Source organism: Mycobacterium sp. (assembly GCF_052145595.1).
In the GTDB taxonomy this organism is placed as follows: Bacteria; Actinomycetota; Actinomycetes; order Mycobacteriales; family Mycobacteriaceae; genus Mycobacterium.
In genome coordinates this window covers 1-11055 of sequence record NZ_JBKQOI010000211.1, presented here as the reverse complement: position 1 = coordinate 11055, position 11055 = coordinate 1, and the positions used below count along the sequence as shown (strand labels likewise).

Below are 11055 nucleotides of genomic sequence, written 5' to 3'. Positions count from 1 at the left end.
AAAAGCCCGGGACAAATTCGAGGCTGGTGCGGCTGCGGATCATGCTGGGCACAAGGCAATTGACTCGCACCCCCAGGCGGCTCAGCTCCAGCGCATGCACGATGGTCATCGCCGCGACGCCGGCCTTGGAGGCGGCGTAGTTGGACTGCAGCGGCAATGGCTGGGTCAGCCCGGACTCGGAAGCCGTGTTGATGATCACGCGGTCCACGCCCGCACCGTGCTGGTCGACCTGGGCACGCCAGTAATGGGCCGCCCACCGGCTGACCGCGAAGGTTCCCTTGAGGTTGACCGCGATGACCGAGTCGAATTGGTCTTCGGTGATGTTCTCCAGCGCCGCGTGGTTGTCGATACCCGCGTTGTTGATCAGCACGTGCAGGTCCCCGAAGGCGTCGACCGCCGCATCGATCATGCGGCGCGCGCCCTGCCAGTCCGTCACGTCGTCGCTGTTGGGGATCGCACTGCCCCCGGCCGCCGTAATCTCGTGGACCACGGTTTGGGCGACGCCGGCATCGGCGCCGGTGCCGTCGCGCTCGACGCCGCGGTCGTTGACCACCACGCGGGCGCCTTCGGCGGCGAAGAACACCGCCTCGGCTCGCCCGATTCCCCGACCCGCCCCGGTGACCAGTGCGACTCGGCCCTCCAAACTGCCCATCACAAAGTTCCCATCTGGGGTGACCTGCCATCGTTACACTCAATATAAGCATATATCGGATATACTGATATACTCAATGTAGATTTCGTCAGGAGGACGCTCCCGCCATGGCCGACGACATGGGTTTGCGCGAACGCAAGCGCCAGCGCACCCGCCAGGCGCTGATCGGCGCCGCGATGCGCCTGTTCGAGGAGAAGGGCTACGAGCAGACCACCGTCGCCGAGATCGCCGCGAGCGCGGAGGTGTCGACAAAGACCTTTTTCAATCACTTCGCGAGCAAGGACGAAGTGCTCTTCCCGCATCTGTCAGCCCGCATCGACGACGCGGTCGCGATCATCAAGGAGCGCAAGCCCGCTGAGCACGTGTCTGACGTGCTGCTGAAAGCCATGGACCACATGTCGGCCAGTGCGGTTAGGGACGAACTTGACGGTGGGTTGGCGTCGGTGCGGCTGCCCATGGTCATCTCCGTGCCCTCGGTCCAGGCGGCCACCCTGCACCGGTACTTCCTAGCCGAAACCCGCCTCGCCGAAGCGCTGCACGACGCCTACCCGGACCTTCTCGACGCCCCGGCGGCCGGCGCGGTCATTGGCTCAGTCATGGGTGCAGCGCTTGCCGCCGCGCTCATTTGCCTGCAACGCGGCGACACCACCGAACGGGTTCAGGCCGCGGTCCATCAGGCCATCGACATCGCCATGGCGGGACTACGCAGCGTGGGCGAGGACCAACACCCCGCCCGCACCGGTTCTGGATAAAATGTCCAATTCACACAAAATAGACAAAATGGCTAGAATGGTGGGCGTGCAGACAACGAACGAGGAGAGCGCCATGTCCACCGTCATGTTCCGCAACCGCGACGGCAAGCTGGTCGATGTGCCCGCGGTGACCGCCAGCCGCCTCAAAAACGAGTTCGGCACGGTCTTCGAGCAGGCCACACTCGACGGGGCAGTGGTGATCACCAAGCACAACACCCCCAGGGCGGTGTTGCTGTCGTATGCCGAATTCCAGGCCCTGACCGAATCAGCGACACCGGCACTCAACGACCTCAGTGAGCGCTTCGACGAGCTGTTGGCCACCATGCAGACACCGAAAGCCAAAGCCGGAGTCGCTGCGGCATTCGACGCCACACCGGAGGAACTCGGCGCCGCTGCGGTCAAGGCCGCGCGCACCGCGCGGCGGCGGTGATCCGGCGCTGATCTAGCACGGCCCATGGCTCGCAAAACAACGGCGCCGGCGCGGCTGTACGTGTTGGCAGGTGTCAACGGTGCCGGCAAGAGCAGCATCGGCGGCGCGGCGATCCGCGCTGCGGGCGGCGAGTACTACAACCCCGACGAGGCCGCACGCGCTCTCATGGCGGCCAACCCCGGGCTGGGCCAGCCCGAGGCTAACGCGGCGGCATGGCAGCAGGGCCGAAAGCTGCTGGAACAGGCGATTGATCAACGTCTCGATTTCACCTTCGAGACCACACTCGGCGGCAACACGATGCCGCGACTGCTGGCCGAGGCCGCCTCGCGTCGCATCGAGGTCCGCGTCTTCTACGTCGGGCTGGCCAGCGCTGACGCCCACATCGAGCGGGTACGACAACGGGTCCGCGCCGGCGGGCACGACATTCCCGAAGCCGACATCCGCCGTCGCTACCGCCACAGCCTGCTGAATCTGGTGCAATTACTACCCGCGCTCACCGAGCTACGCGTGTATGACAACTCCGCGACCGCCGACCCCGCGGCCGGACAGGCACCGCTGCCACTGTTGGTGCTGCACATGCGCCACGGCCGCATCGTCGGGCCACCCGATTTGGCCAACACACCGGATTGGGCCAAGCCCGTCGTCGCGGCCGCGTTGCAGCTCAGACAGGGCCGGTGAACCTGCATTTTCGGACCCGTTCGTGCTTGCTTGTGCGCGTGGATCATTCATCGATCGGGGGAGGGTCTACACACCGGGGAGACATTTTCAGTTGGTGCGTTTGCCGATCGCAGCTTGACGCTGAGAACTCGCTCCTTTGCTTGACATGAGGACCTTGCGGTCGAGCGTGTCCGACACCGGGCGCAGGCCGGCGGGCACGACGTCCCGGAAACCAAGATCCGCCAGCGGCACCGCCGCTTGTGGGCTCTGGTCGCCGACGCCATCGCCTTGTCCGACGTCGCCACCGTCTACGACAACAGCCGCCTGCGCGGGCCGCGCATCATCGCCCAACTCAGCGGCGGCGAAGTCGTCGGCCGCCCGAACTGGCCGGCTCACACACCGGACGTCCTACGGTCACGCTGGCCGAACTGAGGGGTAGGCGCCTCACGCAAGCGACTCCATCCAAACGTGAACTGGTCTCACCGGTGATACACTTGCGGTCATGGGATCCGTGACTGTACGCGAGTTACGCAACAGGGGGGGAGAAGTGCTGCGGCGCGTGGAGCGCGGCGAACGCATCATCGTCACCCGCGACGGCACCCCGGTAGCCGAACTGCGTCCACTACCCCATCCCAGCGTCGGCCCTGCCGAGCTTGTTCGCCGACGCAAGCATCTCCCGAGAGTAAATCCCGACACGTTTCGCCGCGATGTCGACAAGGTGATTGATCCATCCCTGTGACCGAGCTACCAACGCGAGGAATGCTGGACACCTCCACAGTGATCCTTCTCGGCGAGATCCCTGACCCGACGTCCCTTCCTGACGAATCGGTAATCAGTGCGATCACCCTGGCAGAGTTATCCGTTGGCCCGCACGTAGCCCAGAGCGATGATGAGCGGCAGGCACGCCAACAACATCTACAGCAGGCCGAGGCAGACTTTGAGGTTCTTCCGTTCGACGCCGACTGCGCACGAGCATTCGGTGGGGTTGCCGCAGCACTCCGCACATCGGGGCGAAAGCCGGCGGCACGCGCGTACGACGCATTGATCGCAGCGAGTGCAATCGCTCACGGTGTCGCGCTTTACACGTGCAACCCGGACGATTTTCAACGGATCCCGCGGCTGGAACTGCGCCCGATCGCTCACCCGGGCACTCTTTAGGAGAGCGGTCCCGTCGGCCCTGGCATTGGCCTTGCGGCGAGCGCAGGCGTGAAACCCATTGGGGTGCAGATTGGTCAGCCCGCGACCGATCGCTCTAGCGTTGCCAGCGACGCGGCGAGGTAGTCCTCAGAGAACCTGGGCATCCCGCCGACCCGGTCCCGGAAATCCTGCGGCGTGCCGCTCCAGTCATAGGTGAGGGTGACATCGGTGCGGTCGCCGTTCGGAGCGAGGTCGTAGCGCCAGGACCAACCGCCGGGGGAGTGATTGCCCGCGTCGTCGAGCGCTCCCGGCATCCACCCGATGGCATGGTCCTTCTCGAACACGTCGACAAGGTTGTACGTGACGTAGTGGCGGCCGGCCTGTTCGAGGAACATGTTCATCGCGAAAATCTGTCCGATGCCGGTGATCGGTGCGGTGTCCACCGCGTCGCGGACCCAGTCGGTGGGTTCGGTGTTCTGGTGGCGGGACGGGTCAACGAGGACAGCGAAGATCTCGGCCGGGGTGGCAGCGATGGTGCGGGTGACGACGTAGCGTTCGGCGGTGGCGGTCATGAGTTGTCCTTGTGTCCGTAGGCGCGGGCGATATCGGGGGAGCCGAGCCAACCCGAGTATGTAGGGCGCGAGGGCCAACCTTCAGGCGAATCGAGCCATTCCTCCTGGCGGCCCCACGGCAACAGGTCGATCAGCCCGAACGAGTGGCTGAGCTGCTCGGTGCCCCGGCCGTTCGTGTGCAAGGTGCGATAGACGGTGTCACCGTCGCGCAGGAACACGTTGACCGCGAAACCCCCGCCCGGCGGTGCGTCCATGTCGGCGCCGAACGGGCTCTCCGAGGACGAGTACCACTCCATCCGGTTGCCGACCTTCCGTTTGTAGGCGAGTGCCTCTTCGATTGGCCCATTGGTGACGATGACGAACCGGGCGTCGTAGTTGTCGAGGAACTCGAGTCGGGTGAACTGGGACGTGAAGCCCGTGCACCCGCCGCACTGCCATTCCGCGCCGTCCGACCACATGTGGTGGTAGACGATGAGCTGCGAGCGGCCGTCAAACACATCGACCAGGCGGATAGGCCCGTCTGCGCCGATCAGGGTGTAGTCGGGCAACTCGACCATCGGCAGACGGCGCCGCTGGGCGGCGATCGCGTCCAGTTCGCGGGTGGCGGCCTTCTCGCGCTTGCGCAGTTCGTCGAGCGCGGCGCGCCACGTCGCGTGGTCGACGATTGGGGGTAGGGCACTGGTCATGAGATCCACCTTTGCGATCGATTCGTTCGTAAAGGTATGACCGGTGGCGCGGCCGGGATTCATCGGTGGGCAAGCCTGATCTTGACCTCTATGCCCGGGCTCGGTTCGATGATGCATAAGCCACACGGGGGAGGCCCGCAGTGAGGACGTTCGTTCGCCAGCCTGTTCCCGTCGTCATGATGGCGCTAGCGGCGATGACAGCCGTGACGATCGCGACGCCCGCGGTGAGCTCGGCCCAATGCGCAAACGGCGATTGGTGGGACCCGAAGGCCAACGTATGTCGACCCCCTGGGGCGCCACTACCTCTGCAATGCGACGCCGGACAGTGGTGGGACCCGACCGGCGACGCGTGCCGGCCGCTGGGCGTCGGGCCACAACCCTTGGCATGCGACCCGGGCCAGTGGTGGGACCCGACGGCTAATGTATGCCGCCCGCTCGGTGTCGGGCCGCGACCGCTGGCATGCGACAACGGCTGGTGGTGGGATCCGGCCGCCAACGGATGCCGTCCGCCACTGGTACCGCCAACCGGCTAGTGCGGACATGTGGCCTCCGAAAGGAAACATTTTAGTAGACGCTAGCGTTCCTACGGGATGCATACTATGCTCACAGCAAATAGTGAACATAATCGTCTACAATCCACCAGGGAACGAAGGCACCATGTACACCGCACCATCGCCCTTTGACGAGCCGACTACGCCGATCGATGTTCAAACCTTGCGGGCCTGGTGGGCGCGCCAACGTGATGAAAGGCAAGTAATCGAGCGACGCCAGCCAGAGCGCGTCGCGTACATCCGTCCCAGATAGGGGACCGCGCCACCCCCGGCCTTGCCGCCGGACCCGCCGTTCCGGCTCACCTCGCCCCCGCGACGTCACGGCAGGTCTTTACCGGACCCAGACGTGCCGGATATTGTCGACACCGAGGATTAAATCAACCAATTTATTTAGCCCTGAAGCCAGCAGCCGGCTTTCGTGCAGACACATGACGAGCGAAGGAAACGAACATGCAAGAGGGCGTCGCCGAGAATGAAATCGAACAGACGGTGCTCGACTTCATACATGCCGCTTACGGCCAGCACATAGACATCGACGCGATGACCGCGTTAATGGCGGACGACTTTGTATGGCAGCTCCATGTGCCTCTCTCGCCGGTGGTCGTCGGACGGGACGCGGCGCGCGCCGAGCTCGAGAAACACAACAGCCTCTCAACAGGCATGATCGAGGGGAGCAAAATTCGCACAATCGTGTCGAGCGGCGACACCGTGGTCGTTGAACGAGTTGACGTGAATGCAATGAATGGCGTCACGGTTGAGTTCTTCGTCACAGCCATTTTCGAGGTCCGCGACGGCGCGATCGCTCACTGGCGTGAGTATTGGGACACCAGCCACGTTGCTCGCCAACTTGGCATAGACCCGGCGCACATGTTCGACCCGCTCGTTGATTAAGCGATCGAGCCGAAGGCCTAAAGCTCTTGTACGACTGCGAGATAGGTGGACTCGAACGTGATATCGAACAGCGCACGATCCCGCTGCGCGCCGACGTGATCGGGTGGTCGAAATCGATCCCTGCGAGTCACCTTGTCTGAGGATGAACGGCACGACCGCCACAAACGTGAAAGTGAATGTGGCTTTATGGGTTGTCAGCATCGGGATGGGCCTGGCCTTCGCCGCCGCCGGCGCCACGAAGTTGGTCCTATCCAAAAAACACCTAGTGCTGTGGGGAGCGGGTTGGGTCGAAGACTTCAGCTCGGGCACAGTGAGATTCGTGGGATTCACAGAGATGATGGGCGGTCTGGCAATCATCCTGCCCGCGGTGCTGGATGTTCCGTACCGGTTGGTGCTAACAGCTGGTACAGCGGGCTTGATTATTGTCATGCTCGGTGCAGCAGTGGTCCACGCGCGTCGGCGTGAATCGGGAATGATCGTATTGAACTTCGCGCTGCTGGCCTTGGCGGCGATAGCGCTCTGGGGCAGGCCTAGTTACTAGGACCGACGAGGCATGGCTTGGTTTATCCGTGGGCGGACCCAATACAGGGCCAACGGAAAAGGTCGACTCTTAGCCGGCGTGTACGTCTGGCGTGCGTACATGCTCTGGGCGGAAGCCGCGTCCGACGACGATCGGCGGGATGAACTGCAACGGGCCCCGACCGATGATTTTTGGGATGGGGATCGGGGACAGGTCGCCGGTCAAATAGGGTTCGATCACCTGGTTCTGGATTAAAACCTGAGCGGCCTGGATGATTCGGGTGGGCAGCTCGCGGCGGCGCTGAACCTTGGCGAGATCTGTATTGGTCACTCGATTTTCGCGAAGTGGAGCGTACAGAATGTTCGCTGCCGCCACCGCATCGGCGACAGCGAGGTTGATGCCGACCCCTCCCGCCGGTGACATGGCATGCGCGGCGTCGCCGATGCACAGCAGACCTGTGCGCCACCAAGTTTCGAGCCGGTCCACCCGCACGTCGAGGTGGCTGGTGTCTTCCCAGGAATGCAGGTCGTCGACGTGTTCCCGCAGCTGCGGTCGCGCTAAGACCAGGCGCTCTTTGAACGCCTCCAGTGAGCCGTCGCGTGGGTCGGTTCCCTTAGGCATGAGATGGGCGACCTGCCAGTAATCGCCCCGGTAGATCATGGCCATGAGCAGGCCCTTGCGAATGACTGCGAAGAGCTCTTGAGGATCACCGGGGCGCCATTTCAGGCGGAACCACAAGACATCCATAGGGGAGTGCGCGGTAGCGGTCTTCAGACCGGCTGCAGCCCGTACGGCCGATGTGCGTCCGTCGGCGCCCACCACCAGCTCGGCATGCACATCAAGTTCCGGCGTGCGTACCCCGGCGACCCGACCGCCATCGAAGATCAACTCGGTGACCTCGGCATTGCGGACCAAGGTGAATTCCGGGTAAGCACTGCCCTTTTCGGCGAGGAAGTCGAGGAAGTCCCACTGCGGCATCAACGCGATATAGGGCTGCTTGAAACCCAGCCGTTTGAGCACACTGAAGTTGCCGAAAGTGCGAAGTGACCCGTCGGTGTCAAATGCAACCCGCGTGATCTTGGTGTGGGGTAGACGCAAGAACTCGTCGATGAACCCCAATTCGTCCATGATCCGCAGGGTGGTTGGATGCACGGTGTCGCCGCGGAAGTCACGCAAGAAGTCATTGTGTTTCTCCAAAACCACAACCTGGACACCGGCGCGGGCTAGTAGGAGAGCGTGAACAAGTCCGGCGGGACCGCCACCGGCTACACAGACCTGGGTTCGCAGAGCGGTCATAGGCCGACCCTACTCACGGACGTTTGTAGGTCTAGGTCGTTGCTGTTGCGCCGGACGCCAACCAAGAACGACGCGGCTCGTTAACCCTGACATTGGGCGACAAGTCCAGGTCCTCGATGCCTGCGACGACAGCCGGCTTCCCGAACTGGCGCAGGCACTAGCAGTGCTCCAATTTGGCTGACCAAAAAGCCTCGCGCAAGTGATCATCCGCGGTAGCCAACAGAACGATTCCGAAGCCCGCGGACTACGGCCGCGAGTCGGTTCCTGGCTGCTCGAATGTGCTGTTCCGTTCGATCCACTGGGTGAGTGCGTCCTCGAGCGCGACCGCGACGCCCACACTCGCGATGTCGGCGGCCTGCTCGAACCGCTCGACCAACTCCGTCGGAACCGAGACGTTCACCTTGGAGCGCGCCGGTTTTGGCTTCGGCGGCTGGGTGACAGGCACGTGTCGCGCGGCAGTCGCGTCGATCGTCTCACGCAATGCGGGTATCTCGTCGAGCAAGCGGGCGAGATCATCGCGCTCGATACGCAGCACCTCGGCCGGCCCGAGGGTCGTTACGGTCGCAGAACGCAATTTCCCACGGCGCAGCGCAGACTCGCCGATCATGTCGCCTGGCCCCAACACGGCGATGCGGTCCCGGCCGACGTACACCCCTACCTCCCCGCTGAGCAGGATGTAGCAGTCGTCCGATGGAGTCTGCTCACGAATCAGCGGCCATGGCACGGACTGCGAAATGTGATGTGCTGCTCGGACGACACGCTCCAGCTCATCATCCGAGAACTTATCGAATGCGGCGAATTCGCGTAGCCGACCAGCGTCTTTCCCAAGTCCCTGCGCGTTTGACTTCATAGCAGACTCCCGATGCGCGTTGTGTCCGTGACATCGAGCAGCCTAACGCGGGTTTCGCCAAATCCGTTCGCTTTTCGCATTAGCACCGCCATCAACGACCGAGCTTCATATCGTGTCCGCCATAGTTACCCGGTGCCCACGGCGACGAGACGCTACTGGCGCGGGTGGGCTAGGGAATGGGCAATTGATTCACCTGATGAAACGCAGCAGCCTACTGGTAGCCCCACCCAGCGGTTCATCGCCGATCACCGTGTGCGGTCGGGGGTGGACCGGGTGGCCCACAGGTAACTCCCGGTGAGTCGACGGGAGACCTTCGCCGGAGCGTGGCGTTGCCCGGGGCGACGGTGTACAACATTGTCAAGTGGGCGCGGGAAGCGGAGGGCGTGACCTCGCAATGAGCATCGAACTGCATTACGACGGGAAGGTCACCTGCGAATTCGGCGAGGTGGCAGCAGTTTTTGGCAGCAGTAGGACGCCCGGCGTCGTCCACGATGTGGCACCACTGATCCTTGTGGATGGAAATCGCGGCTGGGATGACATTGCCCGTGGTTGGGCCCTCGTCGGTGTAGATGTGAAGTGTGATGGCCGGCATCTCCGTGTCAGCGCTAACAATGGTTCGTGGGTGTGGGAGCTGGTGGCTGCTCACTGGGATAACGGCTGGTCACCGTCGCCGAATTGGAGCAGTAACGTTCTGGTCGGGAGATGGCGTGACTGATGGATAGTTGGACCAGGTCATGGGCACGGGATTTGTGAGAACTTCCGCCAGCTGGTGCGACGTCGCAACTTGGATAGTCATGGCGCCGTCCTCGCGGTGCATCCGAATTCAGGCCGGCGTCGGACCGCCCAAACGGTCGCCCGAACTGTCGACGGCATCTGAATTTTGACATGCATTAGCGGCGCGCCGTTCGAAGCTGAAATATGTTGCAGCACAGCGTGATAAGGAAAACGGAGGACCTTTACTGGTAACTATCCATATTCGATCCCGCCGTATTCCATCTAGCGATCCTGACCCCAGCGATCCGCGAGAAGGCCAAGTTGGTGATGACTGGCTGCCGGCTGGGGCCGCACAGATGCGCGTTGATCCCGGAGATTTGCGTCATCTACGTGTTTGCTGACGCTCTGACTGTCCGACATCCGGCGTTACATGTAACATTGTGCTATGGCGGTGAGAGAGAGGGTCAGCGAGTACCGGCGGCGGATGCGAGAGCGTGGCCTCCGACCACTGCAGGTCTGGGTACCTGACGTGCGGACCGCGACTTTCGCGGTCGAGGCGCACAGGCAGGCCTCGCTGGTTGCAGAAGCAGACGAGAACAACGACGACCAGGACTTCATCGAGGCCATCTCGACCCGGTGGGACGAGGAGTGAATCGAGGGGAGATTTGGACCGTGGCCGGGGGTGTTTACGCGGCGAAGCCGCGTCCGGCGGTGATCGTTCAGGACGACCTCTTCGATGCCACGAGCTCGGTGACTGTAGCGCCGATGACCAGCACACTATTAGACGCTCCGCTGATGCGAATCCGCATCAGCGGCGGAGACGGGCGGCTTTCGGGACTCGATCACGATAGTGATGTGATGATCGACAAACTCACGACCGTCAGAAGGTCGAATCTCCATGCCCGAGTAGGCCGACTGACGGCGAAGCAACTCGTAGAGTTCGAGCGGGCGATGATGGCGTTCCTCGGACTTGCTCGTTAATGAAAGCCGTTGGGTGGCAACGCAAAACGGAGTAGTTTACTGGTAACCCGCCGTATTCGATTCCGCCGTATTCCTGCTCATGCGGTCGCCGTGGAACCGTGAGCGGCGCTGACGGGGGAGTGCGGTCGATGTCGCGATACCGGCCGGCCGCGCCCTAGGGGTGGTGCGCGAGACCGCTCGTTTGCTGGCGGCTGAACGACTCCGCGCCCCCGATGAGGCTGGCGTTCTGGCTTTCCCCGTCCGCAAGTTCGCGTTCGGCCGGGCCGATACATGGTTCAGGGTGGATCGAGGCTAAAATTTCATGACGGTTTCAGTTGAGCAAAGGTACTGCAGCTTACCCGCGATGCGAGGGCCGATATCGCCTGT

16 protein-coding genes and 1 pseudogene are annotated in these 11055 nt (G+C 63.0%); 12 read left to right on the top strand and 5 right to left on the bottom strand.

Annotated features, from left to right (window positions below; genetic code table 11):
* The coding region (locus ACLP4W_RS19240; protein ID WP_442388630.1) for an SDR family NAD(P)-dependent oxidoreductase at positions 1 to 652 on the bottom strand (652 nt) is incomplete at its 3' end.
* A gap of 107 nt (positions 653 to 759) precedes the next feature.
* Here ACLP4W_RS19240 and ACLP4W_RS19235 point away from each other — a divergent pair.
* From ACLP4W_RS19235 to ACLP4W_RS19210, 6 genes and pseudogenes are all read left to right on the top strand, one after another.
* Positions 760 to 1404: a TetR/AcrR family transcriptional regulator gene (locus tag ACLP4W_RS19235; RefSeq protein WP_442388628.1), complete on the top strand. Its 645-nt coding sequence runs from the start codon at positions 760 to 762 to the stop codon at positions 1402 to 1404.
* 73 nt (positions 1405 to 1477) lie between these two features.
* A complete protein-coding gene (locus ACLP4W_RS19230) occupies positions 1478 to 1834 on the top strand; it encodes a type II toxin-antitoxin system prevent-host-death family antitoxin (protein ID WP_442388634.1) in 357 nt (118 codons plus the stop codon).
* A 24-nt stretch (positions 1835 to 1858) separates the two neighbouring features.
* Positions 1859 to 2512, top strand: a complete 654-nt coding sequence (locus ACLP4W_RS19225) for an AAA family ATPase (protein ID WP_442388626.1) — start codon at positions 1859 to 1861, stop codon at positions 2510 to 2512.
* A 147-nt stretch (positions 2513 to 2659) separates the two neighbouring features.
* Positions 2660 to 2923, top strand: a pseudogene (locus tag ACLP4W_RS19220) (ATPase); the annotation flags it as partial.
* Between the two features lie 70 nt (positions 2924 to 2993).
* Complete coding sequence (locus tag ACLP4W_RS19215) at positions 2994 to 3230, top strand: type II toxin-antitoxin system Phd/YefM family antitoxin (protein ID WP_442388624.1); 237 nt, start codon at positions 2994 to 2996, stop codon at positions 3228 to 3230.
* Positions 3231 to 3250: 20 nt separating this feature from the next.
* Complete coding sequence (locus ACLP4W_RS19210; RefSeq protein ID WP_442388623.1) at positions 3251 to 3649, top strand: type II toxin-antitoxin system VapC family toxin; 399 nt, start codon at positions 3251 to 3253, stop codon at positions 3647 to 3649.
* A 74-nt stretch (positions 3650 to 3723) separates the two neighbouring features.
* Here the strand turns inward: ACLP4W_RS19210 and ACLP4W_RS19205 are convergent, their stop codons facing one another.
* Both ACLP4W_RS19205 and ACLP4W_RS19200 read right to left on the bottom strand, forming a co-directional pair.
* On the bottom strand, positions 3724 to 4200 hold the full coding sequence (locus ACLP4W_RS19205; RefSeq protein WP_442388621.1) for an SRPBCC family protein: 477 nt from the start codon (positions 4198 to 4200) through the stop codon (positions 3724 to 3726).
* Entirely contained in the window at positions 4197 to 4886 is a 690-nt protein-coding gene (locus ACLP4W_RS19200) for a DUF899 domain-containing protein (protein ID WP_442388619.1), read from the bottom strand. The genes ACLP4W_RS19205 and ACLP4W_RS19200 overlap by 4 nt, the downstream gene beginning before the upstream one ends.
* A 179-nt stretch (positions 4887 to 5065) precedes the next feature.
* Here ACLP4W_RS19200 and ACLP4W_RS19195 point away from each other — a divergent pair, with 179 nt between their 5' ends.
* The 3 genes from ACLP4W_RS19195 (at position 5066) to ACLP4W_RS19185 (ending at position 6869) form a co-directional block, all read left to right on the top strand.
* Complete coding sequence (locus tag ACLP4W_RS19195; RefSeq protein WP_442388632.1) at positions 5066 to 5419, top strand: hypothetical protein; 354 nt, start codon at positions 5066 to 5068, stop codon at positions 5417 to 5419.
* A gap of 468 nt (positions 5420 to 5887) precedes the next feature.
* A complete protein-coding gene (locus ACLP4W_RS19190; RefSeq protein WP_442388617.1) occupies positions 5888 to 6328 on the top strand; it encodes a limonene-1,2-epoxide hydrolase family protein in 441 nt (146 codons plus the stop codon).
* Between the two features lie 142 nt (positions 6329 to 6470).
* Positions 6471 to 6869, top strand: a complete 399-nt coding sequence (locus ACLP4W_RS19185; protein WP_442388616.1) for a DoxX family protein — start codon at positions 6471 to 6473, stop codon at positions 6867 to 6869.
* Between the two features lie 69 nt (positions 6870 to 6938).
* Here ACLP4W_RS19185 and ACLP4W_RS19180 read toward each other — a convergent pair whose 3' ends face one another.
* Positions 6939 to 8144: an FAD-dependent oxidoreductase gene (locus ACLP4W_RS19180; RefSeq protein ID WP_442388614.1), complete on the bottom strand. Its 1206-nt coding sequence runs from the start codon at positions 8142 to 8144 to the stop codon at positions 6939 to 6941.
* 244 nt (positions 8145 to 8388) lie between these two features.
* The gene (locus tag ACLP4W_RS19175) at positions 8389 to 8994 is read right to left on the bottom strand and encodes a Crp/Fnr family transcriptional regulator (RefSeq protein ID WP_442388612.1); all 606 of its coding nucleotides are present in this window, start codon (positions 8992 to 8994) and stop codon (positions 8389 to 8391) included.
* A gap of 394 nt (positions 8995 to 9388) precedes the next feature.
* On the opposite strand from ACLP4W_RS19175, the gene ACLP4W_RS19170 reads away from it, so the two are divergent.
* From ACLP4W_RS19170 to ACLP4W_RS19160, 3 genes are all read left to right on the top strand, one after another.
* A complete protein-coding gene (locus ACLP4W_RS19170; RefSeq protein WP_442388610.1) occupies positions 9389 to 9709 on the top strand; it encodes a hypothetical protein in 321 nt (106 codons plus the stop codon).
* A gap of 444 nt (positions 9710 to 10153) precedes the next feature.
* Complete coding sequence (locus tag ACLP4W_RS19165; protein WP_442388608.1) at positions 10154 to 10360, top strand: antitoxin MazE-like protein; 207 nt, start codon at positions 10154 to 10156, stop codon at positions 10358 to 10360.
* Entirely contained in the window at positions 10357 to 10689 is a 333-nt protein-coding gene (locus ACLP4W_RS19160) for a type II toxin-antitoxin system PemK/MazF family toxin (RefSeq protein ID WP_442388606.1), read from the top strand. The genes ACLP4W_RS19165 and ACLP4W_RS19160 overlap by 4 nt, the downstream gene beginning before the upstream one ends.
* Positions 10690 to 11055 lie beyond the last annotated feature (366 nt).

Excerpts from the sequence above, each read along its gene's own strand:
- ACLP4W_RS19215 (WP_442388624.1), top strand. The coding sequence starts at position 2,994 with ATGGGATCCGTGACTGTACGCGAGTTACGCAACAGGGGGGGAGAAGTG.
- ACLP4W_RS19180 (WP_442388614.1), bottom strand. The coding sequence starts at position 8,144 with ATGACCGCTCTGCGAACCCAGGTCTGTGTAGCCGGTGGCGGTCCCGCC.
- ACLP4W_RS19205 (WP_442388621.1), bottom strand. The coding sequence starts at position 4,200 with ATGACCGCCACCGCCGAACGCTACGTCGTCACCCGCACCATCGCTGCC.
- ACLP4W_RS19190 (WP_442388617.1), top strand. The coding sequence starts at position 5,888 with ATGCAAGAGGGCGTCGCCGAGAATGAAATCGAACAGACGGTGCTCGAC.
- ACLP4W_RS19175 (WP_442388612.1), bottom strand. The coding sequence starts at position 8,994 with ATGAAGTCAAACGCGCAGGGACTTGGGAAAGACGCTGGTCGGCTACGC.
- ACLP4W_RS19170 (WP_442388610.1), top strand. The coding sequence starts at position 9,389 with ATGAGCATCGAACTGCATTACGACGGGAAGGTCACCTGCGAATTCGGC.
- ACLP4W_RS19210 (WP_442388623.1), top strand. The coding sequence starts at position 3,251 with ATGCTGGACACCTCCACAGTGATCCTTCTCGGCGAGATCCCTGACCCG.
- ACLP4W_RS19235 (WP_442388628.1), top strand. The coding sequence starts at position 760 with ATGGCCGACGACATGGGTTTGCGCGAACGCAAGCGCCAGCGCACCCGC.
- ACLP4W_RS19165 (WP_442388608.1), top strand. The coding sequence starts at position 10,154 with ATGGCGGTGAGAGAGAGGGTCAGCGAGTACCGGCGGCGGATGCGAGAG.
- ACLP4W_RS19185 (WP_442388616.1), top strand. The coding sequence starts at position 6,471 with ATGAACGGCACGACCGCCACAAACGTGAAAGTGAATGTGGCTTTATGG.
- ACLP4W_RS19200 (WP_442388619.1), bottom strand. The coding sequence starts at position 4,886 with ATGACCAGTGCCCTACCCCCAATCGTCGACCACGCGACGTGGCGCGCC.
- ACLP4W_RS19230 (WP_442388634.1), top strand. The coding sequence starts at position 1,478 with ATGTCCACCGTCATGTTCCGCAACCGCGACGGCAAGCTGGTCGATGTG.
- ACLP4W_RS19225 (WP_442388626.1), top strand. The coding sequence starts at position 1,859 with ATGGCTCGCAAAACAACGGCGCCGGCGCGGCTGTACGTGTTGGCAGGT.
- ACLP4W_RS19195 (WP_442388632.1), top strand. The coding sequence starts at position 5,066 with ATGGCGCTAGCGGCGATGACAGCCGTGACGATCGCGACGCCCGCGGTG.